The following is a 25390-nucleotide window of genomic DNA, read 5'->3' as shown; positions in this document are numbered from 1 at the left end:
CGCCCCGCCGACCGCGAGAAGCGGTGGGCGGGGCGCCGTCGTCGTGCTGGTGGAGCTCCGGCTACTTGACGGGCTCCTTGGCCAGGGCCTCCAGCACGGAGTTCAGCGTGGCGGACGGGCGCATGGCGGCCGTGGCCTTGGCGTCGTCCGGGCGGTAGTAGCCGCCGAGGTCCACCGGGTTGCCCTGGACTGCGGCGAGCTCGGCCACGATGGCCTCCTCGTTCGTCGTCAGCTGCTCGGCGATCGGCGTGAAGACCTCGGCCAGCTTGGCGTCCTCGGTCTGGTTCGCCAGCTCCTGCGCCCAGTACATCGCCAGGTAGAAGTGCGAACCGCGGTTGTCGATGCTGCCCAGCTTGCGGCCCGGCGAGCGGTTCTCCAGCAGGAACGTGGCGGTTGCGGCGTCGAGCGCGGTGGCCAGCACCTTGGCCGACGGGGCGTCGCCCTGCTCGGCGTACTTCTCCAGCGACGGGACCAGGGCGAAGAACTCGCCGAGGGAGTCCCAGCGCAGGTAGTCCTGCTCGACGAGCTGCTGGACGTGCTTCGGGGCGGAGCCGCCGGCGCCCGTCTCGAAGAGGCCGCCGCCGGCCATCAGCGGCACGATCGAGAGCATCTTGGCGGACGTGCCGAGCTCGAGGATCGGGAACAGGTCCGTCAGGTAGTCGCGCAGCACGTTGCCGGTGACGGAGATGGTGTCCTCGCCGCGGCGCAGGCGCTCGATCGTGAACTTCGTGGCCTCGACCGGGTTCAGGATGCGGATGTCCAGGCCCTCGGTGTCCTCCTCGGCCAGGATGGCCTCGGCCTTGGCGATGAGATTGGCGTCGTGGGCGCGGTTCTCGTCGAGCCAGAACACGGCCGGCATGCCGGACTCGCGGGAGCGGCGGACGGCCAGCTGGACCCAGTCGCGGATCGGGGCGTCCTTGGCCTGGCAGGCGCGCCAGATGTCGCCCTCCGCGACCTCGTGCTCGATCAGGACGTTGCCCTTCGAGTCGAGGATCTGGATGGTGCCGGCCTCGGCGACCTCGTACGTCTTGTCGTGCGAGCCGTACTCCTCGGCCTTCTGGGCCATGAGGCCGACGTTCGGGACGGTGCCCATCGTGGTCGGGTCGAAGGCGCCATTGGCGCGGCAGTCCTCGATCACGGCCTGGTAGACGCCGGCGTAGGAGGAGTCCGGCAGGACGGCCAGGGTGTCGTGCTCGCCGCCGTCCGGGCCCCACATGTGGCCGGAGGTGCGGATCATGGCCGGCATCGAGGCGTCGACGATCACGTCGGACGGAACGTGCAGGTTCGTGATGCCCTTGTCGGAGTCGACCATCGCCAGCTCCGGGCCCTCCTCGATGCCACGGGCGATCTCCGCCTTGATGCCCTCGCGCACGTCCTCGGAAACGTCCTCGAGGCCGTTCAGGATCGCGGCCAGGCCGTTGTTGGCGGAGAGGCCGGCAGCGGCCAGGTCCTCGCCGTACTTCTCGAACAGGCTCGGGAAGAACGCCTTGACGATGTGCCCGAACAGGATGGGGTCGGAGACCTTCATCATGGTGGCCTTCAGGTGCGCGGAGAAGAGGATGCCCTCCTCCTTGGCGCGCTTGACCTGCGCGGCCAGGAACTCGTCCAGGGCGGCGGCGCGCATGACCGTGCCGTCCACGACCTCGCCGGCGAGCACCGGCAGCTCCTTCTTGAGAACCTTGACGGAGCCGTCGGCCAGCACCTGCTGGATCGACAGCACGTCCTCGGCCTCGATGACGACGGACTTCTCGTTGGAGGCGAAGTCGTCCTGGCCCATGGTGGCGACGTTGGTCTTCGAGTCGGCCGTCCACTCGCCCATGCGGTGCGGGTTGTTGCGCACGTAGTTCTTCACGGACAGCGGCGCGCGGCGGTCGGAGTTGCCCTCGCGCAGGACCGGGTTCACGGCGGAGCCCTTGATCTTGTCGAAGCGGGCGCGAATGTCGGTCTCCTCGTCGGAGGCCGGGGATTCCGGGTAGTCCGGGATGGCGTAGCCGGCGGCCTGCAGCTCGGCGACCGCGGCCTTCAGCTGCGGCACCGAGGCGGAGATGTTCGGCAGCTTGATGATGTTGGCTTCCGGCGTCTTCGCCAGGTCGCCCAGCTCGGCCAGCGCGTCGGCCTCGCGCTGGTCCTCGGCGAGGAAGTCGGAGAAGTTGGCGATGATGCGGCCCGACAGCGAGATGTCCCGGGTCTCCACCTCCACACCTGCGGTCGAGGTGAATGCTTCAACGATCGGCAGGAACGAATAGGTCGCCAGCATCGGCGCTTCATCGGTGTGGGTGTAGATAATCTTTGCCATTGGCGCGGCATCTCCCTCAGGGTCTGTGGGTGTCATGGTCTGCAGGCCGCTGGTGGGCGCTGCATCAAACACCCCCAATTTACCCGAGTGCGCCCCCGATCCCATCTTCAGGTTTCGCGCCCCGCCCAGTACGACGTCGGCGCGCGGCCGCCCGGCCTCGTCTGCCCCGGCCCGCGGCGATAGTCTGTGTGAGATGAAACACCCCGGCCGCCGGGGTCGGCAGACGAACCAGGAAGCGACACCATGAATCATGCAGCACTCGCCATCGACGGAGGCCAGACGGGCATCCGGGCCCAGCTGCGCACGCTCGACGGCCCGCCGCCGCCCGGCAGCGGCGCACTGGAGTTCCCGGGACTGCTCACCAGCCGGCCTCTCGCCGATCAGGTGGCCGACGTCGTCCGGCAGGCCGTCTCCGAGACCGGCGCTACGGTCGGCGTCGTCTCCGCGGGGCTGAGCGGGCTCACCGACGGCCGCCGCCTCGCCGACGACCTCTTCAGGGCCACCCGCGACCTCGGCGTCGCCCAGATCAACGTCGCCCACGACTCCGTCACGTCCTACGTGGGCGCCCTCGGAGACAAGCCCGGGGTCGTCGTCGCGGCGGGCACCGGCGTCGTGACGCTCGCCGTCGGCCCGCATCAGATCGCGCGGATCGACGGGTGGGGGTACAGCATGGGCGACGCCGGGAGCGGCTTCTGGATCGGGCAGCAGGCACTGAACGCCGTCATGCGCGCCTACGACGGACGGGGCCGGGCGACGAGCCTGTCCGAGGTGGTCGAAGCGGACCTCGGGGACCTCGAGCACGCCTACGTCGTGCTGCAGAACGACCCGTTCTGGGTGAGCCGGACCGCGGGCTTCGCGGCCCACGTGGCGCGGCTCGCCGAGAAGGACGGCGTGGCCGCGTCCATCTGCCACGCGGCCGCCGACGAGCTGGCCGCCTCGATCGAGGCGGGGCTGCGCAGGGTCGGCCTCGCGGACGTCGAGGACCCGGCGGTCTGCTTCCTGGGCGGGGTCCTGCGCGGCGACCGGATCCGCAGCCGGCTCACGGAGCTGCTGCGCGCGCAGTGGCCGGGAGTCGATGTCCGGGAACCGTCGGCGAACGCGCTCGAAGGCGCGGCCCGACTCCCGTTCATCGCCGGTGACAGCCCCCTGCGCGAGCTGACGGCCACGGTCGACGCCTGAGATCCCCGAAACGCACAAAAAAGCCTGAGCTGCTGACCCAGGAGGTGCCAATATCTCAGGCTCAGGTCAACAGCTCAGGCTTTTTCGACGACGGCCCAAGGCCCTCGAGTACGCGACGGCGCAGGGCCGCCAGATAGCCGACGGCGGGGGCGGGCCGGACAGTAGTCTCCCGCCTCCGGCCGCGCCCGCCGGCCGCTTCTAGTGGAAGAAGTGGCGGGTGCCCGAGGTGAAGTACATCGTGATCCCGGCGGCGTTCGCGGCGGCGACCACCTCCTCGTCGCGGACCGAGCCGCCCGGCTGGACGACGGCCTTCACGCCGGCGTCGATCAGGATCTGCAGGCCGTCCGCGAACGGGAAGAACGCGTCCGAGGCCGCGACGGAGCCGCGGGCCCGCTCCGGGGCGGAGGCGCCCTCGACGTTCTCCGCACCGCCTGCGGCGTCGGCGCCGGACTCCACGGCCACGCCGAGCGTGTTGGCGCGGGTCACGGCCAGACGGCAGGAGTCCAGGCGGTTGACCTGGCCCATGCCGATGCCGACGGCGGCGCCGTCCGCGGCCACGAGGATCGCGTTGGACTTCGCCGCACGCACCGCGCGCCACGCGAAGGCCAGGTCGGCCAGGGTCGCCTCGTCGGCGGCCTCGCCCGCGGCCAGGGTCCAGTTGCCGGGTGCGTCGCCCTCGGCGTCGATCGCGTCGCGCTGCTGCAGCAGTGCTCCGCCGGAGATCTGCCGGGTCTCGGCCGGGCAGCGCTCGTAGCCCTCCGGCAGCTGCAGCAGGCGGATGTTCTTCTTGGCGGAGAGGATCTCCACGGCCTCCGGCTCGAAGCCCGGTGCCACCACGACCTCGGTGAAGATGCCCTTCACAGTCTCCGCCATGGCCTTCGTGACCGGGCGGTTCGCCGCGATCACGCCGCCGAACGCGGAGACCGGGTCCGTGCCGTGCGCCTTGGCGTGGGCGTCGGCGATCGGGTCGGCGGCGCCAGGCGTCGCGACGGCGATGCCGCACGGGTTCGCGTGCTTGATGACGGCGACGGCCGGATCCGCGAAGTCGTAGGCGGCGCGCACGGCGGCGTCGGCGTCGACGTAGTTGTTGTAGCTCATGGCCTTGCCGTGCAGCTGGGTCGACTGGGCGATGCCCGGTCCCGAGCTCAGGTCGCGGTAGAGCGCGGCCGGCTGGTGCGGGTTCTCGCCGTAGCGCAGGACCTGCTGGCGCTCGAGGCTCAGCCCGGAGTACGCCGGCCAGCCCTCGGCGTCCTCGCCCTCGTCGTCGCCGAACTGGGCGGCGGTCCAGGAGGCGACGGCGGCGTCGTACGCGGCGGTGTGCGCGAAGGCGGCGGCGGCCAGACGCTTGCGCTCGGCCAGCGTGAAGCCGCCCGCGGCGGCGGCCTCGACGACGCGGCCGTACTTGGCCGGGTCGACGACGATGCCCACGGACGGGTGGTTCTTCGCGGCGGCGCGCACCATGGAGGGGCCGCCGATGTCGATCTGCTCGACGACGGCATCCGGCTCGGCGCCGGACTTCACGGTGTCGACGAACGGGTACAGGTTCACGACGACGAGGTCGAAGGGCTCGACCTCGAGGTCCTCGAGCTGCTTGACGTGGTCGTCGAGCCGGCGGTCCGCGAGGATGCCGGCGTGCACGCGCGGGTGCAGGGTCTTGACGCGGCCGTCGAGGCACTCGGGGAAGCCGGTGATCTCGGAGACTTCGGTGACGGGCACGCCGGCGGCCGCGATGCGGGAGGCGGTCGAGCCCGTGGAGACGATGGAGACGCCTGCAGCGTGCAGGCCCTGCGCCAGTTCCTCCAGCCCGGTCTTGTCGTAGACGGAAATCAGGGCCCGGCGGATGGTGACGCGGTCCAGGGCGGTTTCGCTCACAGATGTCTCCTGCGTTGAGTGGTCTTCGGGTCGGTCCACCCAGTCTAACGGCGCGGCGGCCGCCGCAGAGAAGTGTTGCCCCGGCGGCGGTCCGGCGCCTCCCGCGTCCTACTCGGCGGCTTCGGTGATCATCTCCCCGTCCGGCGCCACGACGTACCAGACCTCGTTGACGCCCTGCCCGTTCACATCGCCCGGCGCCATGTCCTGGGCGAAGTAGTAGAGCGGCATGCCCTCGAGCGTGAGCTGCAGCTGGCCGTCGGGCGATTCGATGGTGCCGACCTCGCCCGTGATCGAGTCGTCGACGGCGGGTTCCTCGCCCGCGGCCACGGCGATCGGCCACGCCTCGAGGCAGTCGCCCGTGCAGGCGCTCTCGTCCGCACCCGCGGTGTCGTTGGTGAAGTAGTAGAGCGTCATACCCTCGCCGTCGGTGACGATCGTGCCGAGGTCGGTCTCGGCGGCGCCCAGGTCGACGGCCTCCGTCATCCCCTCATCCGGCGCCTGCGTGGTCTCGGTGTCGCCGCCCCCGCCGCCGTAGCCGCCGCCCGCACCGCCGCCGCCGTCGGCGCAGCCGCTGAGCAGCAGCCCGCCCGCCGCGAGCAGCGCGGTCCAGCGGAGGGCCGCGCGCGTCGTCGTGTTGATCCTGGTGGTCCTCATGATGCGAAACCTCCCGCTGCGAGGGGTCGGTCGCGGACCCGGCAGGTGCGCGGGTCCCCCGGCCCTCTCTTCAACAATAGGCCGGGCGGCGCGGGGCCGGAACCCCGCGACGGAGCTTATCCGACGGCCTCGGCGTCGAATTCGACCAGATCCGGGAAGTGCTCCTGCAGCTGCTCCTCGGTGAGGCACTTCTGGAGGAGCTTCTCCGCGTGGTCCTCGTCGGAGACGAACGCCACCAGGTGAAGCCGTTTGCGGTCGAGCTCCTGCCGCACCCCGATCACCGCGGCGATCAGCGTCCGGTAGTACTGCTTCACCGTGTCCTCCCAGCCGTGCTCGGCGGCCGCCTCGTTCAGGCGCTCGTTCCAGGCCTCCACGTGGTCCTCGTCGAAGAGGTCCATCGAGCACCAGTGCCACGAGCTCGCGTCCCAGCGCCGCGAGTAGAAGCCGCCGCCCTCCTCCACCGGTGCGTCCAGCGCCTCCAGTACGACCTCGTCGCCCGCCAGGATGCCCGTCTCGCCGGACGCCTCGGAACCGGCCGGGCGGGTGCCGTCCGACCTGAGGTCGGCGGCCTCGTCGACCAGTTCGCCGCTCGTGTCCGAGTCCTCGTCGCCCATGTCGTCGATGGCGGTGTCGACGACGTCGTCCGCGTTGTCGGCACCGTCCGAGTCGTCGTCGTCTTCGCCGTCCCCGCCTTCGTCCTCGGGGAGCCCGGGCAGAGCACCGTCCTCGGCGTCGGCGGCCAGCTCCTGGTCGTAGGCCTTGAGCTGGCGCTCCTCGTCGCTCAGGTCGCGGTCCAGCGCCTGCTCGGAATTCAAACCGAGGACGGGGAGCCGCAGCGGCTCGTCGGCGGCGACGTCTGCGGCGTCGGGCGCGGTGGCAGTGACCTCCAGCGCCAGGCCGTAGAAGGTCTGTCCGGGGTGATCCGAGACCACTTCCCGCGCAATGCGTACCGCCGCGGAACGGATCTCGCGTTCTAGGAGATTCCAATCGAGTTCCATAACCAGACACTACCGCCAGATGGTGTGACTTGGCACTCCTTCCGGGTCAGATTAATTCGATCGTGCCCGTCGGGCGGTCGGCGATCCGCCGCCCGCGGCGCTCGCCAGCGTGGATCCGGGCCACGGGGACCGAGGAGGACACGCGGTACCCCGGGCAACAGTCGAGGCGGCCCGGTTGGGGAACCGGGCCGCCTCGTCGACACGCCGTGCGGGGTCCGCGGCGCCGTCGTACTGCACGGCGCGCGGAGGGCGGTCAGCCTGCGAAGGCCTCCGAGACCTTGGTGATCAGCTGGTAGAGGCCCAGCCAGATGAACAGGGCGGCGGTGATGACCAGCGCCGTGTTGGTGTACCAGCGGTTCCGCCACTCGGCCGGGATCCCCCACCTGGTGCCGTTGAGCAGCGGCAGGAGGGTGATGGCGAGGAACGGCATGAACAGCGAGCCCATGACGCCGTAGGCGAGCACCAGGCCGATCGGCTTGCCCAGCAGGAGCAGCAGCATCGGCGGGAACGTCAGCCAGATCAGGTAGAAGCGGAAGTACTTGCCGTGGGCCTTCGCGTCCTTGTGGTCCGAGCCCTTGCCGCGGAAGTTCGCCCAGAAGTCGGCGAACATCAGCGAGACGCCGTTCCACACGCCGATCATCGAGGAGAACGCGGCGGCGAAGAAGCCGATCAGGAAGACCTTGGCGATCACGACGCCGTACTCGACCTCCAGCACCCCGGTCAGGTCCAGCAGCCCCTGGTCGCCCGAGGAGACGGCGACGCCGGCGGTCCGGACGACCTCGGCGCCGACGATCATCATCGCGATCACGAAGATGCCGGTCATGACGTAGGCCATGGTGTTGTCCAGGCGCATCACGCGCATGAACTTGGGCTTGTACCAGCCCTTCTCGCGCAGCCAGTAGCCGTAGGCGGCCAGGGTGATCGTGCCGCCGACGCCGCCGGCGAGTGCCAGCGTGTAGAGCAGGCCGCCCTCAGGCAGGAGCGGGACGAAGCCGGTGAACATCTCCGGGATGTTCGGCACCGCGATGATCGCGAGGCCGACGATGGTGAAGAACATGATGCCGACGAGGATCGCGGTGATCTTCTCGAAGACGGCGTAGCGGTTCATCCAGACCAGGGCGAAGCCGAGCAGCGCCGTCCCGATCGCGAACACCCAGAGCGGGACCGCCGGGAACAGCGCGGCGAGCGGCAGCGCCGTCGACGACATCGCCGAGGCGCCGTACACGAAGCCCCAGATGACGATGTAGGGGCCGAAGTACCAGAGCGGCCAGCGGCCGAGCTTGCGCCAGCCCTCGAGGATCGTGTTGCCGGTGGTGATCGAGTAGCGTGCGGTGCCCTCGACGAGGACGACCTTGAGGATGACGCCGACGACGACGGCCCACAGGAGGCCGTAGCCGTAGCGCGAGCCGGCGGCCAGGGTGGCGACCATGTCCGCGGCGCCGACGCCGGTGGCGGCGACGACCAGGCCGGGGCCGACGACCTTCCACTTCTTCGGCGGCTCGAGATCGGAGGCGGGTGCGAAGCCGCCTGGTGGGGCCGGGTTGTTCGGCCCGGTACCGGAGTTCGCTTCGTTGCTCACGAGTGCTGGATTCCTCCTCGGTGGGTGGCCGGCGCGCGCTCCGCCCCCGTTGCGCGCCGTGGTGATGCCCCGCGCTGTCGGCGCGGAGGTGTCGGGCCCCGTCGTCGCGCTGGGCTCCAGCGCGCCGAACGTGACCGAGGACAGCATAGCCAGTGTCGCCGGTCATACCGGAAACCCCTGCGGCCGATACGCTGGAGGGGTGCCGCAAAAGCGGCGCGCCCGCACCGGAAATCCAAGGGAACGCCGTTGACGAACGAATACCGCAAGCTCCCCACCGGGGCCTCCGTGGTGCAGAACCTGCCGTGGCGCTGGAACGTCCAGGGGAAGATCTTCCTGATCGGCGGCCTGGGCTTCATGTTCGATGCCTGGGACGTCACACTCAACGGCGCCCTCATCCCCCTCGTGAGCGAGGAGTGGGGTCTGGAGCGCAGCACCGCCGCCCTGCTGAGCACGGCGAACCTGATCGGCATGGCCGTCGGGGCCTTCGCCTGGGGCACGATCGCCGACCGGGTGGGCCGGAAGAAGGCCTTCACCTGGACGCTGCTGCTCTTCTCGCTCTTCACGGTCGCGGGCGCGCTCGCCCCGTCGTTCGAGCTCTTCGTGCTGTTCCGGTTCCTCGCCGGCGTCGGCCTCGGCGGCTGCATCCCGGTCGACTACGCGCTCGTCGGCGAGTTCACGCCCGCGAAGGCCCGCGGCAGGGTGCTGACCGCGATGGACGGCTGGTGGCCGATCGGCGCCGCGCTGGCCTTCTTCGTGACGGCCGTCATCCAGTCGACGACGGAGAACTGGCGGCTCGTCCTCGTGGTGATGGTGCTGCCGGCGCTGCTGGTGTTCTGGGTGCGGCGCGGGGTCCCGGAGTCGCCCATGTACCTGATCCGCCAGGGCCAGAGCGCGCGGGCTGCGAAGGTCATCGACGACCTCGTCGCGCGCACCGGCGGCCCCGACACCCCGTACACGCTGCCGGATCCGCAGGACGCCCCGCGCTTGTCGGCCGGGTCGGTCGGCGAGCAGCTGGCCAAGGTCTGGCGGTACGACTGGAAGATCACCACGGCGGCGTGGTCGCTCTTCTTCTCCATCCTGCTGGTCTACTACCTGGCCCTGACCTGGATGCCGACGATCCTGGCCGACGCCGGCATGAGCCAGGTCCGCTCCTTCTTCAGCACCGCCGGCATGGCCGCCGTCGGGCTGCTCGGCGTCGTCGTCTCGGCGCTGCTGGTCGAGCGCGTCGGACGCAAGTGGCTGCTCGGCGTCTCGGGTCCGCTCGCCGCCCTCATCCTGATCATCACGTCGTTCACGCTCGGCGACCCTTCCGTCGCGGTCGTGTGGCTGCTGGTCTTCGGCTTCGTGATCCAAATTGCCATACCCGTTCTCTACGCTTACGTCTCAGAGCTCTACCCCACGGATCTCCGCGGTTCCGGTTTCGGGTGGGCCTCGACGTTCAGCCGGGTCGGCGCAGGTGTGGGCCCGCTGGTCTTCGCGGCCGCCTGGCCCGTCATCGGTCTGGCGAACTCGTTCCTAGTCGCAGCGGTATTGGTTGTCGCTTCGGTCTTGTGGATGAGCCGGTTCGCGCCGGAGACTAGGGGCAGGGTTCTGGACTAGAACCGCCAGAGGGCCGCCGCCCTCAGCTAGGAGGATGCCATGTACGACCCGAACCAGTCCTACACCGTCACCGCGTCGGAGAGCCGCTTCGTCGTGGTCTTCGACACCGACGACGCGACCGCTCTCGCCCAGGAGGCGCCGGGCCTGCTCAGCGCCGAGGGCTTCGGCACCGATACCTACTTCCCCCGTCTCGGCATCGCGGTGGTCGACGGCGAGGCGGCGAAGGTGGGCGCCTTCCAGGCCCGCAACGTCGAGGCCCGCCGCGGCATGCACGTCGTCCCGGAGCTGACCTACCACGCCCTCGCGCCGGAGAGCTCCGGACCGGTTGCGGCCTCGTTCGCCGACACCGACCAGCTGACGTGGGGCGTCCAGGCCGTCCGCGCCGTCGAGTCCGGCTACACGGGCGCGGGCATCCGGGTCGCCGTGCTCGACACCGGGTTCGACGTCGACCACCCGGACTTCGCCTCGCGCACCGTGACGGCGGAGTCGTTCGTCGCCGGCGAGGACGCCCGCGACGGCCACGGCCACGGGACGCACTGCATCGGTTCGTCGTGCGGCCCCCGCGACCTCGACGGCGGCCGCGGCTACGGCGTCGCCCCGGGCGCGGAGATCTACTCGGGCAAGGTGCTGGGCAATTCGGGCTCCGGCTCGGACACGTCGATCCTCTCCGGCATCGACTGGGCGCTGGAGAACGAGTGCGCGATCATCTCGATGTCGCTCGGCGCGAACGTCCGAGAGGTCCACCCGCCGTACGTGGCCGCCGGGCGCCAGGCGCTCGCACAGGGCTCGCTGATCATCGCGGCCGCGGGCAACAACGCCCGCCGCAGCTCGGGCAACGACGGCTTCGTCGGCACCCCGGCGAACAGCCCCTACGTGATGGCCGTCGGCGCCCTCGACAGCCAGCTCGCCGTCGCCGACTTCTCGGCGCGCACGCTGCCGGGCCGCGGCGGCCAGGTCGACGTCGCCGGCCCCGGCGTGGACGTCTACTCGTCGTGGCCGGGCGAGCGGCGCTACAACACCATCAGCGGCACCTCGATGGCGACGCCGCATGTCGCCGGCGTGGCCGCCCTACTCGCGGAGGCCACCGGATTCCGCAGCCGGGAGCTGTGGGCGGAGATCGTCCAGGAGGCCGAGCGCCTGCAGCTGCCGTCCGTCGACGTCGGCTCGGGGCTGGCGGTCGGCCCTCCCCCGCATCTCGCCTGACTGTTGCCTGTGAGTTGCACGGAAACGGCGGGGGCCCGTCGGGACGTGTGGAATGCTGGTCTCCGGCACAACTACCTCACGGAGCGTGAACAACAAGACAGTGGACAGATCCTCTGCCCTTCCCCGTTCGACTGATTCGATATCATCTGCGGGGGTGAATACACCGTGTTGGAGCCTCTCCTGATCCTCCTGCTCGGCGTCGTCGTCATGTCGGTGATCATTGCCGCCAACGGCTACTTCGTCGCCCAGGAGTTCGCCTACATGTCGGTGGACCGCACCCGGCTGGCCGCCCAGGAACGGGCCGGGGACAAGATCGCCGGGCGCGCTCTCAAGGTCACCCGGCGCACCTCCTTCATGCTTTCCGGCGCTCAACTCGGCATCACCGTGACCGGCCTGATGGTCGGATACGTCGCCGAGCCGCTGATCGGCCGTTCACTCGGCGAGATGCTCGGCGACGTCGGCGTCCCGGCGGCCGTCAGCATCTCCATCGGCACCGTGCTGGCCCTCGCCGTCGCGACGATCGTGCAGATGATCTTCGGCGAGCTCTATCCGAAGAACCTCGCCATCGCGGCCCCGGAGCCTCTGGCCCGCCGGCTCGCAGGGTCGACGCTGATCTATCTCACGGTCTTCGGCTGGCTCATCACGGTCTTCGACCACGCGGCGAACGCCTTCCTGCGCCTGTTCCGGATCGAGCCGGTGCACGACCTCGATACGACCGCCACGGCCAAGGATCTGGAGCAGATCGTCGCCGACTCGCGCGAGAGCGGGGACCTCCCCGAAGAGCTCTCGATGCTGTTGGACCGCATCCTCGATTTCCCGGATCGCGACGTCGAACACGCCATGATCCCCCGGACACACACCGGCCTGGTGGCTCCGGAGACCACTGCGGCGGAGATCCGGGCGTTGATGGCGGAGGCCCACTCGAGGTACCCGGTCCTCTCCGGCGACGAGCCCGTGGGTGTCGTCCACATGGACGACCTGCTCAAGACCCCGGTCGAGGAGACCACCACCGCGAAAGAGCTCATGCGGCCGGCACTGGTCCTGCCGACGCTGATGTCCCTGCCGGACGCGCTGGGTGAGCTGGTGGGCTCCCAGAACGAGCTGGCCTGCGTCATCGATGAGCACGGCGGCTTCGTCGGCGTGCTCTCCATCGAGGACCTGGCGGAGGAACTCGTCGGCGAGATCACCGACGAGCACGACGCCCTGCCGTCGGCCAGCATCGAAACGATCGAGCACCGTCGCTCCTGGCAACTGACGGGCGACGTCCACCTCGACGAATTCCAGCGCGCCATCGGGCACGACCTTCCCGAGGGCGACTACGAGACCGTCGCCGGATTGCTGATCGCCGAGCAGGGCGGTCTTCCGGAGCCGGGCACCACCGTGACCGTGGATCTGCCGCAGGAGGCGAACGACCTGGTCTCCGAGAAACCGGTGCGGCGGACGCTGGAGGTCCAGGTGCTCTCCGTGGCCCGTCACGTGCCGAACGAATTGTCAGCACGGGTGTTGGAGACGGACGAGACCGAGCCCGACGAGAACAACCTCGACGATGGCGCTAACGAAACCACGGCTCGCGGCGGGGAGGTGCAGAAATGAACGACCCTCTCATCGTCACCCTGGTGACCCTCGGGCTGATCGTCCTCAGCGCCTTCTTCGTCGTCGTCGAATTCGCCCTCCTGAGCGCCCGGCACCACCGGCTGGAAGAGGAGGCGGCGACGAGCCGTTCCGCGCGGGCCGCCCTGCGCGGCGTCAACGAGCTGACCATGATGCTCGCTGGCGCCCAGCTGGGCATCACCGCGTGCACGTTCGCGCTCGGCGCCGTCACCAAGCCGGCCGTCGACGCGTGGCTGGGTCCGATCCTGCTCTCCTGGGGTCTGCCCGGCCAGCTGGCCGACGGCACGGCTTTCGGCCTGTCCCTGCTGCTGGTGACCTTCCTGCACCTGGTCATCGGCGAGATGGCGCCGAAGTCCTGGGCCATCGCGCATCCGGAGACGTCGGCCAAGCTCGTGAGCATCCCCGCCCGCGGTTTCATCTGGCTGGTGCGCCCGATCCTGGTGTGGGTGAACCACATCGCCAACCGGCTGGTCAGCGCCAGCGGGGTCGCCCCCGTGGACCGCGCGGCCGTCGGCGGCCAGGACATCGACACGATCCGGCAGCTGGTCGAGCAGTCCGCATCCGCCGGCGCCCTCGATCAGGAGTTCGGCAGCCACCTCACCGAGGTCATCAACCTCAAGGATCTGACCATCGCGGAGCTCATCGGGCCGGGGGCGCACCCGACGTCGGTGCCCGCCTCCGCCGTCGTGTCCGATGTTCGGGACGCCGCCGCGGCCTCCGGGCACATGCGGATCCTCATCGAGTCCGAGGCGTCCGGGGCGCCGAGCCTGGTCCACGTCCGCGACACGCTGCTCGAACCGTCGGACCGCCCCATCCGCGAGCTGGTCCGCCCCGCGTTCGCGCTGGACGCGGAGACCCCGGTCTACGAGGCTCTGGCCGCGGTCCGCAGGGAGAGCGAGCAACTGGTGGCGGTGCTCCGCGACGACCGCCTGATCGGCGTCGTCAGCCTGACGGACATCGTCAAGCGCGTCCTGCCGAAGGATTCCGTGTTGCGCGGGACGGGCGGGAGCTGACGGCCGGGACCTCTGGTCGTCCGGCGGGCCCGGCGGTACGCTGGCCCCGTGAGTGATGAACCGGCAGCAGACGCAGGGCCCGCCGACGGCGGCGTCGAGTGGATCGTCACCGTCGAGGAGACCTACCGCGAGCAGATCGGAGATGTGACCGCCGCCCTCGAGTCAGCCGGTCTGCGGGTGGAGCGCGTCCTGAAAACGCTCGGGATCGTCTGCGGCAGTGCCGACGGCGACTGCCGCGTGGTGTTCGCTCGCGTGGAGGGCGTCGCGTCGGTCGACGCCCAGCGACGGGTCCGGATCGCTCCCCCGGACTCCGACCTGCAGTAGCCGCAATCAACCAACATCAGACGGCGCGGGCCGTCAACCAAGGAGTCACGGTGCACCACAGCACGTCCGCGCCCGAACGCGTCGCCATCGTCACCGGCGCAAATCACGGTATCGGAGCCGCCATCGCCGAACGCTTGGCAGCCGAAGGGTGCGCAGTCCTCATCACGTATCTGCGCCTGCAGGCACCCGAACACGAGCCTGAGGCACTGCGGAACAGCCACGCCCGCGATGCGAACGCGGTCGTGGCCGGCATCGAACATCGAGGAGGCCTCGCCTTCGCCGTGGAGGCCGACCTGGCCGACGGCGCCTCCGTCCCGCGCTTATTCGACGCCGCCGAGGAACGCTGGGGCGGAGTCGACATCATCGTCAACAACGCGACCTCCTCGCTCCAGGACACCTTCGTCAACGCCGATACCGACTGGGCGGGACGCCGGCTGCATCGGGTCACACCGGAGACCTACGACCGGCAGTTCGGGGTCGACGCCCGCGCCGGGGCGCTGATGATCGCTGAGTTCGCCGCCCGTCTCCAGGCCCGCGGCGGCGACTGGGGCAGGATTATCTCGCTGACCTCGGGCGGCGAGAAGGGCTTCCCGGGCGAGGTCTCCTACGGCGCTGCGAAGGCGGCACTGGTGAACTACACGCTGGCGGCGAGTCTGGAACTGAGTTCGTTCGGCGTCACGGCAAACGCCATCCACCCGCCGGTCACTGACACGGGCTGGGTCAACGACACGGTTCGGGAGGCGGTCGCGGCGGACATCAACTTCTTCTCCGTCGCCGACCCGGCGGAGGTGGGCGATCTGGCAGCGTTCCTGGTCTCGGAGGCCGGCCGCCGGGTGACCGGAAACGTCATCCGCATGGGGTAGATCTGTCACCGTGGCCGCTGCTTGCCCGTCACTCCCCCGCTGCCGGGTTCCTGGTGCATCACGGTCATCGTGTGCCGGTAGCTCTCGGCGATCAACTCCCGCAGCACGTCGAGGTCGACGTCGGCCAGTTTGTTCACGTACACGCACGCGACGCTCCGCTTGTGCTTGCCCAAGCGGGAGAGCAGCGGCTCGGCGCCGTCGTGGGACCCCAGGACGTAGAGCACCAGGTTCGCCTTCCGCGGGGAGAAGCCCACGGCGGGGGCGTCGCCCTCGCGGCCGGAGGCGTAGCGGTAGTGGTAGGCGCCGAAGCCGATGATGCTCGGGCCCCACATGACCGGCTCCCGGCCCGTCGCCTCGGTGAAGAGCGACAGCAGGCGCTCGGCGTCGGCGCGGCGGACGGGGTGCTCGACGGCAGCGACGAACGCCTGCGGATCCGCGTCGGTGGGAAGCATCTTCACGGGGTCTCCTCGATTCGGCGCACCGGTCGTCTCCAGCGTAGCCCTGGAACCGCGCCCGTCGAAGCACGGGCCGTCGACCGCACCGCATTGCCGCGGCGCCGAGTACTGCGCACAATGAGGTCATGACAACGGTCCCGTTCCCGCCCTGGCCAGCTGTTCCGCCGGCACACGGCGCGGTCCTGCTGCGGTCCGTCCGTGCCGGCGACGCCGCCATGGCCCGCGAGCTGTCGACCGACGCGTACCTTCCCACGATTGGCACGCTCCCGCCGAACGCCGACGAGGCGGCGGCGCTCGCGTGGGTCGAGCGGCAGCAGCAGCGGTACGCGGACAACGTGGGCTTCTCCTTCACCATCGCGGAGGCGGCGACCGACACGGCCATCGGCCACTGCGGGCTGTGGCTCGGCGAGCTCTCCGCGGGCCGGGCCAGCGCCGGCTATGCGATCGTCCCATCGGCGCGCGGCAAAGGGCGGGCCACCGAGGCGCTCATCGCGCTCACGCGCTTCGCCTGGAGTATCGAGCAGCTGCACCGCATCTCGCTGTACATCGAGCTCTGGAACGTCGGCTCGATCAGGACGGCGGAACGGGCGGGCTACCACGCCGAGGGGCTCCTGCGCAGCTATCAGCTGATCGGCGGCGTCCGCCGCGACATGCTGCTCTACGCCGCCGTGCGCCCGTAGACGACCTCGTCCCAGGCGGCGCGACGGGCGGTGGCGGGCGCGTCATCCGGCCGCCGCGGCGCCTAAGCCTGCCGCGCGGCCAGATCCGCCAGGACCTCGATGAGCAGCCGGCGCTCCTCGATCTTGATGCGCTCGTGCAGCGACTCCTCCGTGTCGTCGTCGAGCACCTCGACGGCTCGCTGCGCGAGGATGGGCCCGGTGTCCACGCCGGCATCGGCGATGTGGACGGTGCAGCCGGTGACCTTCACGCCGTAGGCGAGGGCGTCGCGCACGCCGTGCGCGCCCGGGAACGAGGGCAGCAGGGCCGGGTGCGTGTTGAGGTACGTGCCGTCGAAGGCGTCGACGAACTCCTCGCCGACGATGCGCATGAAACCGCTGGAGACGACGTAGTCGGGCGCGTAGGACAGGCACTTGGCGGTCAGCGCGTGGTTCCACTCGCCGCGGTCCGCATAGTCCTTGAAGTTCACCTCGAACGTCTCGATCCCGGCGGCCGCCGAGCGGGCCAGGCCCTGCGTGCCTGGCCGGTCGGCGCCGACGGCGGCGATCTCGACGTCGAGGTCGCCCGCGGCGACGGCGTCGATGACGGCCTGGAGGTTGGAGCCGGTTCCGGAGATGAGAGCCACGATTCGCATGCGCACCAGCTTATCGGGCTACGCTTCCACTATGAGCACGCGTGAAGACAACTCTGCTGAGAACCCCGGCTGGGTGCCGGACTCGAAGGACTGGACCTGGGTCATCACCGACGCCTGCCCCGACTGCGGCGCGGACGTCTCGACGATGACGGTCCACGACGTGGCCGCGGCCCTGCGCGAGAGCCTGCCGGACTGGCGCGCCCTGCTGATCGACACCGCCGACGACGACGCCGCCCTGCGCGTGCGCCCCGCGGAGAACGTCTGGTCGCCGCTGGAGTACGCGGCCCACGTGCGCGACGTCTTCCGGATCATGCACTACCGCCTGGACCTGATGCTCCGCGAGGAGACGCCGACCTTCCCGGACTGGGACCAGGACGCGACCGCCGACGAGGACCGCTACCGCGAGCAGGACCCGCGCACGGTCGCGATCCAGCTGGCTTCCGCCGGCCGCGGCCTGGCCGACGCCTTCGACGCGGTCCTGACGCGGGATCTGGGCCGCCGCGGGCTGCGCAGCAACGGATCCGAGTTCACGGTCGAGACGCTCGGCCGCTACGCCTGGCACGACATCGCCCACCACCTGCACGACGTCGGGGCGCGGTAGCCGCTACGGACGGGCCTCCGGCGGGGCGGACCCGTCCACGGGCCGGGCGTCCTCGCGCCCGGGCGCGGCCGCGGTGCCCGTCACCGCCGTCGTGTTGCGGATGAACACGACGAGCCAGCTGAAGACGATGCCGGCCGCGGCGAGCTCCAATGCCGTGAGGTTGTAGTAGCGCAGCGGGAACCAGAGGTACGCGGCCCCGCCGAGCAGCACGGTGGAGACGTAGGTGAACACGTAGAAGGCCCGCGGGTACCCGGGCGCCCACAGCGGGATGCCGAGCAGGAGCACCAGGAGGATCGCGGCGAGGAGCCGGACGAAGAAGGTGTGCACGGGTTCGGAGACGTGCAGCGAGACGAGCCCGATGCCCACCATGCACATGCCGATCCCGATCAGGCACCAGCGGACCACCCGGGCGCGCGGGCGCAGGAAGCGGCGCCGCGCACGGCCGGCCGCCTCGTCCTGGCGGTCGCGGGCGGCGGCCCACCGGGTGAGGTCCCGGGTGACGAACGCGGCGAGCGTCGTGAGGATGATGCCGGAGGTGGTGATGGTGGTGTTGAACGTCCAGAACGACGTCAGACCGGCCGTCCCGGTGCCCAGCTCGCTGAACATGATGTGCCACCACAGGGGGTTCTCGGCGGCGAGCATGCTGACCAGCATGCCGGAGGCCATGAAGACCGCCAGCAGGAGGGCCAGGGCGGACGCGTTGATGCGCGAGCCCGAGTCGTAGGCGGCGTACGCGGCGATGCCGGCGGCGATCGCGAGCATGACGCCGCCGGCGTAGGAATCCACCGTGAGGCCGAAGAACGCGTCCTGGAAGATCCGGAACACCACCAGGGACGACATGACGGCGATCGACGCGTGGACCACCACCAGCGCCGCCCCGTCCAGGATCTGCCGGGCCAGCGGCCGGGCGGACAGCCAGGAGTGGGTGCCCCGGATGGTCTGCAGGTAGCCGGCCACGAAGCCCGCACCCGCGGCGGTCCCGGAGGTCACGGCCGCGAACACGGCGACGGAGCGGTCGCCGGCCAGCGGCGGCCGGTAGCCCTCGAAACCGATGAGCCCGACGACGAGCGCGACCAGCGCCGCGACGCCGCCGGCCAGGAGCGCCCGGGACTCGACGAGGGCCGGCGCCGGCGTCCGCCCGTGCTCCCCGCCGGTTCCTCCGCTCCTGCGGGGATCAATGATCGGCATGCTCCGCTCCCTCCCCTCGGCGTGGCCTCTCCAGATGCCTATCGTGGCACGGACCGGACCTGTCCGTCAGCGTCGCCGCGAGTCGTCGTCCAGCACCGGGTCGGGGACGAGGAGCGGGCCGGAGAGCGAGCCGAGCATGGTGCCGACGGCGACCTCGGCGCCCACGAACGCGGCGGTCATCCAGAGGTCCGGGCCGATCTCCGTGAGCCGCCCCAGACCGATCGAGCCCATCGAGATCCAGCTGCCGACCATGGAGACGACCCCGGCCCCGGCGCCGACGAACGCCCCGAGCAGCAGGGTGGAGAGTGCCAGCGAGAGCCAGCGGTACGGGACCTTGAGCGCGCACCAGTCGTCGAGGTGGTCCTCCCCCTCGCGGACGAACCACCAGCCGGCCAGGAAGCCGCCGACGACCGGCAGGGCCATGAGCATCCACGCCGAGGCGAGCACGTCGCCGGTCGGCAGCGCCGCGAGCAGCGGGACGGCCGGCAGCGGGCCGACCGTGGTCTCCAGCGTGCTCAGCGTGGAACCGACGCCGAGGCTGAAGCCGCCGCCGGAGATCCACGCGAGGGCGTAGAACGCGAAGTTGGGGATGAGGCCGAGCTGGCCGACCGTGAGGAGGATGCCCCCGATGACCCCGGTGCCCAGCTGCTGGTAGACGTTCGACATCTCCGCCCAGTGCGCGCCGAGGCTGATCGCCAGGACGAGGGAGGCCAGCGCGAGGGCCGCGAAGTAGCCGAGGACGCTCGCCCGGATGACCGCCCACGCGTAGGAGCCGGCCCAGCGCGCGTGCTGGCTCGTGGTGGCGATCCAGTCGACGAGGTCCACGCCCACGAGGCGCGCCCACGACCCGGCCTCCCGGCGGCAGCCGATGACGACGCCGGCGCCGGCCACGACGAGCGGGATCAGGCCCGCGGCGGTCAGGGGGACCGCGACCTCGTCGGTCGGGACGGCGAAGCCGGTGAAGAGGCCGAAGAGCGCGTACGCGCCGAGCGCCCCGGCCAGCCCCTGCCAGAGCTGGTCGGTGTAGGAGGCCCGGGCGATGCGGCGGCCGGCCCGCCACGAGAGCAGGAACGGCACGAGTGCCAGGCCGAGCGGCGTGAGCGAGAGCGTGCCGGTGAGGGCGGCGCCGCCGTCGTCCGGGATGCTCATCTGCAGCGGGACACCGTGCATGAGCAGCCAGGCCTGGCCGCAGAGGCGGAAGAGGTTGTCGAGGGCCAGGTCCTCGAACCCGCCGGCGAACCAGACGGCGACCAGCGGGATCACGACGAGCAGGGCCGAGATGATGGCGCTCTGGAGCAGCTCGAAGGCGCCCTGGAGCCACAACGGCATCGGGATGCCCTCGTGCAGTGCGGTGCGCGCGCGTTCTGACAGGCTCTGCTTGTTCATCGTTTCCAATCGTGCCACCTGCGGTGCGCGGCGGACCCGAACGACTCGGGCGAAGCGCCGCGGGTGGTGGAACTCTCTGGCTCAGACGAGCTCGGTGATCCCCTTCACGAGAGTCATGATGGCACCGGCGAAGGCCAGCAGGAGCACGAAGAGGCGCGCGTTCCGGTCGGAGATGTAGCGGCCGAGCCATTCCCCGCCGAAGATGCCGATGACGATCGCGAGCACCATCAGGATCCACATCCACCAGTCGAGCACCGGTGTCCGGGCCGGATCGACGATCAGCTTGGCCACCACGGTGGCGCTGGCGACCGACGCGAAGAACGGCTGCAGGGTGGCGGCGAACGAGCGCTGCGGCCACCGCGCGAGCACGGCGTAGGCGCTGACGGCGGGGCCGCCCACGCCGGCCATCGCCGTCGTCGCCCCGGAGAGCCAGCCGGCCACGGCGCGGGCCGGCTTGCCCGTCACGACGACGTCGGCGCGCGAGAGCAGCAGCGACGCGAGCAGCGCCAGGAGCACCAGGGCGCCGATCACGGTGGAGAGGACCCCGCTCGGCATGATGGCGGCGATGAGGGCGCCCGGGACGACGCCGATGAGGGCGGAGACCACCAGCCAGCGGTACATCGACCAGTCGATGTCCCGCCAGACGCGCGGGATGATCAGCAGCGACGAGGCCGTGCCGAAGACGTTGATGAGGAAGACGCCGAGGTGCGGGCCGAGCAGCAGCACCAGGAACGGGGAGACCAGCATCGCGAACCCGAGGCCGGCGACGCGCTGGGCGACCGCACCGATCACGATGAGGCCCAGCACGAGCAAGAATATCGACGCTTCCACCCGCTCAGCCTAGCCGCGCCCGGGCCGCCGGGCTGCTTCGGTCCGACACGAAGTGTTCACCGGCGCTGCGGGCCTCGTTCACCGTCCCGCAAGTCCGGCCCGCCACGCTGGGGAGCGTGAAGGTTGCTGTGATTGCAGAATCGTTCCTCCCCCACATGAACGGCGTGACCAACTCCGTGCTGCAGTTGCTGAAGCATCTGCGCCGCGAGGGGCACCAGGCCGTCATCGTCGCCCCCGCCACGAGCTGGGCCGGCCCCGCATGGGCCGCCGAGCGGGCCCCGGCGTCGGTCGAGGGCTTCGAGGTGCACGCCCTGCCGGCCCTGCCCCTCTCCGGCTACGCGAACGTCCGCGTCGCCGCGGGCACGGTCAGCCGGGTGCGCCGCCTGCTCGAGCGCATCTCCCCCGACGTCGTCCACGTCGCCAGCCCGTTCGTGCTGGGCTGGCGGGCCATCCAGGCCGCCAACCAGCTGGGCCTGCCGACCGTGTCCGTCTACCAGACGGAGATCCCCGCCTACGCCCAGCGGTACGGCGCGCCGTGGCTGGAGCAGCTGCTCTGGAACCACGTGCGGACCATGCATTCGGCGTCCACCGTCAATCTGACCCCGAGCAGCTACTCGATGAACCAGCTCGTCGAGGCCGGCGTCCCGCGGCTGAAGATGTGGCGGCGCGGCGTCGACACGGAGCGGTTCACGCCGGCGCGGCGCTCGGGCGAGCTGCGCCGCCGCCTCGCTCCGAACGGGGAGCGCCTCATCGGGTTCGTCGGGCGCCTCGCCGCGGAGAAGCAGGTCGAGGACCTCGCGGTGCTGGCGGACCTGCCGGACACGCGCCTGGTGATCGTCGGCTCGGGGCCGCTGAAGGCGCAGCTGCAGGAGCTGCTGCCGGACGCGCACTTCGCCGGATTCCTCGGCGGCGACGAGCTCGGCGAGATGGTCGCGAGCCTGGACATCTTCGTCCACCCGGGCGAGTCGGAGACCTTTTGCCAGACCATTCAGGAGGCCATGGCGTGCGCGGTGCCGGTCGTCGCGGTCGGCCGCGGCGGCCCGCTCGACCTCGTCGACAACTCCCGCACCGGCTGGCTGTACGCGCCGGGCCTGCTGGGCGACCTGCGCGGCCACGTCACGGACCTCGCGTACGACGACGCCAAGCGCCAGGCGTTCGCGTCGGCGGCCTGGGCCTCGGTCCAGGGGCGGACGTGGCCTGCGCTGTGCGACGAGCTGCTCGGGCACTACCGCTCAGCGATCGCGGCCGCCGACGCCCGGGTCTGACCGCCCGACCGCCGGCACCCGAACTCCACGGCCGCCCGGCCTGTGACACTTGACACACATCGGGCGGCCTCCTAATCTAGAGGACGTTATACGAATAACCAACCGTCGAACCACCCCCACCCGAAGGGACCCCGCCCAGTATGAGCCGCAAGAAGCAGTCGCCGACGATGTGGGAGGTCGCGGAGCGCGCCGGCGTCTCGCAGGCGACCGTCTCACTGGTCCTCAACGACGTCGACGGCGGGCGGGTTGCGCAGGCGACCCGGGAGCGAGTGCGCAGGGCCGTAGAGGAGCTCGGCTACCGCACCAACGCGTTCGCCAAGTCCCTCCGGAGCGGCGAGTCGGGCATGATCGGCTTCATCTCCGACGAGGTCGCCAGCGCCCCGTTCGCCGGCAAGCTTCTCAAGGGGGCCCAGCTGCGAGCCTGGGAGTCCGGAAACGTCATCCTGAGCGTGGACACCTTCGGCGAACGGACGCTGGAGAAGGCCGCGATCGACATGATGCAGTCCTACCGTGTGCGCGGCGTCATCTACGCGACGATGTACCACCAGGACGTCCGCGTCCCGGATTCGCTCGCGGGCGTCCCCACGGTCGTGCTGAACGCCCGCGATGAGACGGGCGAGCACAGCAGCGTCTTCCCCGACGAGGAGCGCGGGGGCCGCGACGCCACCGAAGCGCTCACGAGCGCAGGCCATAAGCGCATCGCCATGATCAACATCCAATCCCCGGAGAGCCCGCTGCCCGCCGGCAAGGGGCGACTGCGCGGGTACCGTCAGGCCCTCGGGGCCGCGGGCGTGGATTTCGACGAGGATCTGATCCGCTACGGGACGGGCACCGTCGAGGACGGCCTGCTGCAGGCAACCCGCCTCGCATCCTTGGACAACCCGCCGACGGCCATCTTCTGCGGCAACGACCGCACGGCCTGGGGCGCGTACCGCGCACTCCAGGCCCTCGGCCTCGACGTCCCGACGGACTGCTCGATCGTGGGCTTCGACAATCAGGAGACCACGGCCCCGCACCTCGACCCGGGGCTCAGCACGATCGAGCTCCCCTTCGAGCAGATGGCCCGCCAAGCGATCGATCTGCTCCTCCGCCCAACCGAAGCGCCCCAGAACGTCCCCGTCCAGGGGCGCCTGATCACCCGCTCGTCAGTCACAGCACCCCACCACCGCACCTCAGAGGTCCCAGCATGAACACTTCGCAGACCACCGACGCGCCGACGACGCCTCCGGAGCGCCGGCTCCGACCGCACGCGTCGTCGCGCCTGAAAAGGGCGATTCGCTCGTGGCAGTTATACGTATTACTACTGCCTGCTCTCCTGTATGTGGCCCTGTTTAAGTACTGGCCCATGTACGGCGCCCAGATCGCCTTCCGCAACTACAACCCGGTCGACGGCTTCGCCGGCAGCCAATGGGTGGGGTTGGACCACTTCGTCCGGTTCGTGACGTCGTTCCAGTTCGAGCGGCTGATCGCCAACACCCTCACGGTGAACTCGCTCGGCCTTCTGATCGCCTTCCCGATCCCGATCGTTCTGGCGCTCATCGTCAACCAGCTCCAGAGCGAGCGCTTCAAGAAATTCACCCAGACGGTGCTGTACTCGCCGTCCTTCATCTCCGTCGTCGTCATCGTCGGCATGATCCACCTGCTCTTCTCCCCGCGATCGGGCGTCGTCAACAACGCGATCGAGCTCTTCGGCGGCGAGCCGGTGTTCTTCATGGGGCTGCCCGAGTGGTTCCGGCCCCTTTACATCGGCTCCGACATCTGGCAGAACGCCGGGTTCTCGATGATCGTCTACCTCGCGGCCCTCACGGCCATCGATCCGGCCCTGCACGAGGCCGCCCGCGTCGACGGCGCCAACAAGTGGCAGCGGATCTGGCACATCGACATCCCCGGCATCATGCCGGTCGTCACTATCCTGTTCATCCTGGCCATCGGCAACCTCTTCAACCTGGGCTTCGAGAAGGTCCTGCTGATGCAGACCGACCTGAACCTCCAAACATCGGAGGTCATCCAGACCTACGTCTACAAGACGGGCCTGCAGCAGGCCCAGTTCAGCTACTCGGCGGCCATCGGCCTCTTCAATTCCCTCATCAACCTGGTCCTGCTGCTGACCTTCAACTGGATCGCCCGCAAGGCCGGCCAGTCGAGCCTGTGGTGAGAGAGGAAATCATGACTCAGAAAACCATCGCCCCGAAGGCACTGCCCCCGGCACCGACTCCCTCACCCCAGCTCCGCCCGGCCAGCTTCCGAACGCGGGCCGACCGGTGGGCGGACCCCACGTTCAACGTCTTCGCCATCGGGCTGCTCCTGACCGCAATCGTCGCCATCATCTACCCGATGTACTTCATCGTGATCGCGTCGGTCAGCGAGCCCTCAGAGATCCTCAACGGCAACGTCTGGCTCCTGCCGAGCGGCTTCACTCTGGACGGTTACGCCCGTGTCTTCTCCGACCCGACGATCATGCGCGGCTTCGCCAATTCGGTGCTCTACACCGTGATCGGCACCGCCATCAGCGTCGCGACGATCCTCTGCGGGGCGTACGCCCTCTCGCGCAAGGACCTCTACGGCCGCACCCCGCTGATGTTCATCTTCATCCTGACGATGTTCATCGACGGGGGCCTGATCGCGCGCTACCTCGTGGTGCGCGACCTGGGCATGCTCGACAGCCTGTGGGCCGTGGTCCTGCCCGGCGCCGTCGGCGTCTGGAACTTGATCATCGCCCGCGCGTTCTTCGAGAACAACGTTCCCGGCGAGCTGCGCGACGCCGCGCAGATGGACGGCGCCAACGACTTACGCTTCTTCTTCAGCGTGGTCCTGCCGCTGTCCAAACCGCTGATCTTCCTCATGATCATGATCCACCTCGTGGCCACGTGGAACGCCTTCTTCGACGCCCTCATCTTCCTCGATTCCGAGGAGAAGTACCCCCTCCAGTTGGTCCTGCGCAACGTGCTCATCCAGTCGGAGGTCTCGTCCGCCGGAGGCACCGGGTCGCTGGACTCGTACGCGGCGGCCCAGCGCCTGGGCGAGCTGATCAAGTACGGCATGATCGTCGTCTCCACGATCCCCCTGCTCATCGTCCTGCCCTTCATGCAGAAGCACTTCACCAAGGGCGCCCTGCTCGGCGCCGTCAAGAGCTAACCCGTCCACCCGCAATCCCGAACAAA

At 70.1% G+C, this 25390-nt stretch carries 23 protein-coding genes; 13 read left to right on the top strand and 10 right to left on the bottom strand.

All coding sequences use genetic code 11. The features are described from left to right. Positions 1 to 61 precede the first annotated feature (61 nt). A complete protein-coding gene (locus tag IE069_RS10990; protein WP_189350470.1) occupies positions 62 to 2296 on the bottom strand; it encodes an NADP-dependent isocitrate dehydrogenase in 2235 nt (744 codons plus the stop codon). A 243-nt stretch (positions 2297 to 2539) separates the two neighbouring features. On the opposite strand from IE069_RS10990, the gene IE069_RS10985 reads away from it, so the two are divergent. Next, positions 2540 to 3475 (top strand): N-acetylglucosamine kinase, encoded by a 936-nt coding sequence (locus tag IE069_RS10985; RefSeq protein WP_189350468.1) that lies wholly within the window; start codon positions 2540 to 2542, stop codon positions 3473 to 3475. A gap of 198 nt (positions 3476 to 3673) precedes the next feature. Here IE069_RS10985 and purH read toward each other — a convergent pair whose 3' ends face one another. From purH to IE069_RS10965, 4 genes are all read right to left on the bottom strand, one after another. After that, on the bottom strand, positions 3674 to 5347 hold the full coding sequence (purH, locus tag IE069_RS10980) for a bifunctional phosphoribosylaminoimidazolecarboxamide formyltransferase/IMP cyclohydrolase (protein ID WP_189350466.1): 1674 nt from the start codon (positions 5345 to 5347) through the stop codon (positions 3674 to 3676). Between the two features lie 108 nt (positions 5348 to 5455). Continuing rightward, complete coding sequence (locus IE069_RS10975) at positions 5456 to 6001, bottom strand: COG4315 family predicted lipoprotein (RefSeq protein ID WP_189350465.1); 546 nt, start codon at positions 5999 to 6001, stop codon at positions 5456 to 5458. A 116-nt stretch (positions 6002 to 6117) separates the two neighbouring features. Further along, complete coding sequence (locus tag IE069_RS10970; RefSeq protein ID WP_189350463.1) at positions 6118 to 6999, bottom strand: hypothetical protein; 882 nt, start codon at positions 6997 to 6999, stop codon at positions 6118 to 6120. Between the two features lie 253 nt (positions 7000 to 7252). Beyond that, positions 7253 to 8578, bottom strand: a complete 1326-nt coding sequence (locus tag IE069_RS10965) for an Nramp family divalent metal transporter (protein WP_229791097.1) — start codon at positions 8576 to 8578, stop codon at positions 7253 to 7255. A 246-nt stretch (positions 8579 to 8824) separates the two neighbouring features. Here IE069_RS10965 and IE069_RS10960 point away from each other — a divergent pair, with 246 nt between their 5' ends. The 6 genes from IE069_RS10960 to IE069_RS10935 all read left to right on the top strand — a co-directional run bounded on the left by IE069_RS10960 (position 8825) and on the right by IE069_RS10935 (position 15191). Then, positions 8825 to 10177, top strand: a complete 1353-nt coding sequence (locus tag IE069_RS10960) for an MFS transporter (RefSeq protein WP_229791096.1) — start codon at positions 8825 to 8827, stop codon at positions 10175 to 10177. Between the two features lie 39 nt (positions 10178 to 10216). After that, positions 10217 to 11380 (top strand): S8 family serine peptidase, encoded by a 1164-nt coding sequence (locus tag IE069_RS10955; protein ID WP_189350459.1) that lies wholly within the window; start codon positions 10217 to 10219, stop codon positions 11378 to 11380. A gap of 165 nt (positions 11381 to 11545) precedes the next feature. Then, positions 11546 to 12973, top strand: coding sequence for a hemolysin family protein (locus IE069_RS10950; protein ID WP_189350457.1), 1428 nt, complete (start codon positions 11546 to 11548; stop codon positions 12971 to 12973). Continuing rightward, complete coding sequence (locus tag IE069_RS10945; protein WP_189350455.1) at positions 12970 to 14004, top strand: CNNM domain-containing protein; 1035 nt, start codon at positions 12970 to 12972, stop codon at positions 14002 to 14004. Before IE069_RS10950 ends, IE069_RS10945 begins: the two co-directional genes overlap by 4 nt. A 48-nt stretch (positions 14005 to 14052) precedes the next feature. Further along, entirely contained in the window at positions 14053 to 14328 is a 276-nt protein-coding gene (locus IE069_RS10940) for a ketohydroxyglutarate aldolase (RefSeq protein WP_189350453.1), read from the top strand. Between the two features lie 50 nt (positions 14329 to 14378). Then, positions 14379 to 15191 carry an SDR family NAD(P)-dependent oxidoreductase gene (locus IE069_RS10935; RefSeq protein ID WP_189350451.1) on the top strand — a complete coding sequence of 271 codons (813 nt, stop codon included), beginning with the start codon at positions 14379 to 14381 and terminating at the stop codon, positions 15189 to 15191. Positions 15192 to 15196: 5 nt separating this feature from the next. Here IE069_RS10935 and IE069_RS10930 read toward each other — a convergent pair whose 3' ends face one another. After that, positions 15197 to 15643 carry a DUF1801 domain-containing protein gene (locus IE069_RS10930; RefSeq protein ID WP_189350688.1) on the bottom strand — a complete coding sequence of 149 codons (447 nt, stop codon included), beginning with the start codon at positions 15641 to 15643 and terminating at the stop codon, positions 15197 to 15199. A 128-nt stretch (positions 15644 to 15771) separates the two neighbouring features. On the opposite strand from IE069_RS10930, the gene IE069_RS10925 reads away from it, so the two are divergent. After that, positions 15772 to 16326, top strand: a complete 555-nt coding sequence (locus IE069_RS10925; protein ID WP_189350449.1) for a GNAT family N-acetyltransferase — start codon at positions 15772 to 15774, stop codon at positions 16324 to 16326. 62 nt (positions 16327 to 16388) lie between these two features. On the opposite strand, the gene purN is transcribed toward IE069_RS10925, so the two are convergent. Next, on the bottom strand, positions 16389 to 16958 hold the full coding sequence (gene purN / locus IE069_RS10920; RefSeq protein ID WP_189350447.1) for a phosphoribosylglycinamide formyltransferase: 570 nt from the start codon (positions 16956 to 16958) through the stop codon (positions 16389 to 16391). Positions 16959 to 16989: 31 nt separating this feature from the next. Between purN and IE069_RS10915 the strand changes: the two genes are divergently transcribed. After that, positions 16990 to 17559 carry a DinB family protein gene (locus tag IE069_RS10915; RefSeq protein ID WP_229791095.1) on the top strand — a complete coding sequence of 190 codons (570 nt, stop codon included), beginning with the start codon at positions 16990 to 16992 and terminating at the stop codon, positions 17557 to 17559. Positions 17560 to 17562: 3 nt separating this feature from the next. Here the strand turns inward: IE069_RS10915 and IE069_RS10910 are convergent, their stop codons facing one another. The 3 genes from IE069_RS10910 to IE069_RS10900 all read right to left on the bottom strand — a co-directional run bounded on the left by IE069_RS10910 (position 17563) and on the right by IE069_RS10900 (position 20964). After that, the gene (locus IE069_RS10910) at positions 17563 to 18747 is read right to left on the bottom strand and encodes a hypothetical protein (protein ID WP_189350443.1); all 1185 of its coding nucleotides are present in this window, start codon (positions 18745 to 18747) and stop codon (positions 17563 to 17565) included. Between the two features lie 66 nt (positions 18748 to 18813). Then, positions 18814 to 20133: a cell division protein PerM gene (locus IE069_RS10905; RefSeq protein WP_189350441.1), complete on the bottom strand. Its 1320-nt coding sequence runs from the start codon at positions 20131 to 20133 to the stop codon at positions 18814 to 18816. A gap of 81 nt (positions 20134 to 20214) precedes the next feature. Continuing rightward, the gene (locus tag IE069_RS10900) at positions 20215 to 20964 is read right to left on the bottom strand and encodes a sulfite exporter TauE/SafE family protein (RefSeq protein WP_189350439.1); all 750 of its coding nucleotides are present in this window, start codon (positions 20962 to 20964) and stop codon (positions 20215 to 20217) included. Positions 20965 to 21080: 116 nt separating this feature from the next. On the opposite strand from IE069_RS10900, the gene IE069_RS10895 reads away from it, so the two are divergent. From IE069_RS10895 to IE069_RS10880, 4 genes are all read left to right on the top strand, one after another. Further along, on the top strand, positions 21081 to 22229 hold the full coding sequence (locus tag IE069_RS10895) for a glycosyltransferase family 4 protein (RefSeq protein ID WP_189350437.1): 1149 nt from the start codon (positions 21081 to 21083) through the stop codon (positions 22227 to 22229). A gap of 140 nt (positions 22230 to 22369) precedes the next feature. Then, positions 22370 to 23419, top strand: a complete 1050-nt coding sequence (locus tag IE069_RS10890; RefSeq protein ID WP_189350435.1) for a LacI family DNA-binding transcriptional regulator — start codon at positions 22370 to 22372, stop codon at positions 23417 to 23419. Between the two features lie 155 nt (positions 23420 to 23574). Continuing rightward, complete coding sequence (locus IE069_RS10885) at positions 23575 to 24384, top strand: ABC transporter permease (RefSeq protein ID WP_229791094.1); 810 nt, start codon at positions 23575 to 23577, stop codon at positions 24382 to 24384. 11 nt (positions 24385 to 24395) lie between these two features. Continuing rightward, positions 24396 to 25364, top strand: coding sequence for a carbohydrate ABC transporter permease (locus IE069_RS10880; protein ID WP_189350431.1), 969 nt, complete (start codon positions 24396 to 24398; stop codon positions 25362 to 25364). Positions 25365 to 25390: the final 26 nt, after the last annotated feature.

Source organism: Zhihengliuella salsuginis (assembly GCF_014651715.1).
GTDB classification, from domain to species: domain Bacteria; phylum Actinomycetota; class Actinomycetes; order Actinomycetales; family Micrococcaceae; genus Zhihengliuella; species Zhihengliuella salsuginis.
Note: the sequence above shows the minus strand (reverse complement) of the source record. Positions and strands in the feature narration are given on the sequence as shown.

Bases quoted from the DNA above. Each gene is read 5' to 3' on its own strand.
- IE069_RS10990 (WP_189350470.1), bottom strand. From the start codon at position 2,296: ATGGCAAAGATTATCTACACCCACACCGATGAAGCGCCGATGCTGGCG.
- IE069_RS10985 (WP_189350468.1), top strand. From the start codon at position 2,540: ATGAATCATGCAGCACTCGCCATCGACGGAGGCCAGACGGGCATCCGG.
- IE069_RS10975 (WP_189350465.1), bottom strand. From the start codon at position 6,001: ATGAGGACCACCAGGATCAACACGACGACGCGCGCGGCCCTCCGCTGG.
- IE069_RS10970 (WP_189350463.1), bottom strand. From the start codon at position 6,999: ATGGAACTCGATTGGAATCTCCTAGAACGCGAGATCCGTTCCGCGGCG.
- IE069_RS10955 (WP_189350459.1), top strand. From the start codon at position 10,217: ATGTACGACCCGAACCAGTCCTACACCGTCACCGCGTCGGAGAGCCGC.
- IE069_RS10945 (WP_189350455.1), top strand. From the start codon at position 12,970: ATGAACGACCCTCTCATCGTCACCCTGGTGACCCTCGGGCTGATCGTC.
- IE069_RS10930 (WP_189350688.1), bottom strand. From the start codon at position 15,643: ATGCTTCCCACCGACGCGGATCCGCAGGCGTTCGTCGCTGCCGTCGAG.
- IE069_RS10925 (WP_189350449.1), top strand. From the start codon at position 15,772: ATGACAACGGTCCCGTTCCCGCCCTGGCCAGCTGTTCCGCCGGCACAC.
- purN (WP_189350447.1), bottom strand. From the start codon at position 16,958: ATGCGAATCGTGGCTCTCATCTCCGGAACCGGCTCCAACCTCCAGGCC.
- IE069_RS10915 (WP_229791095.1), top strand. From the start codon at position 16,990: ATGAGCACGCGTGAAGACAACTCTGCTGAGAACCCCGGCTGGGTGCCG.
- IE069_RS10910 (WP_189350443.1), bottom strand. From the start codon at position 18,747: ATGCCGATCATTGATCCCCGCAGGAGCGGAGGAACCGGCGGGGAGCAC.
- IE069_RS10905 (WP_189350441.1), bottom strand. From the start codon at position 20,133: ATGAACAAGCAGAGCCTGTCAGAACGCGCGCGCACCGCACTGCACGAG.
- IE069_RS10890 (WP_189350435.1), top strand. From the start codon at position 22,370: ATGAGCCGCAAGAAGCAGTCGCCGACGATGTGGGAGGTCGCGGAGCGC.
- IE069_RS10885 (WP_229791094.1), top strand. From the start codon at position 23,575: ATGTACGGCGCCCAGATCGCCTTCCGCAACTACAACCCGGTCGACGGC.
- IE069_RS10880 (WP_189350431.1), top strand. From the start codon at position 24,396: ATGACTCAGAAAACCATCGCCCCGAAGGCACTGCCCCCGGCACCGACT.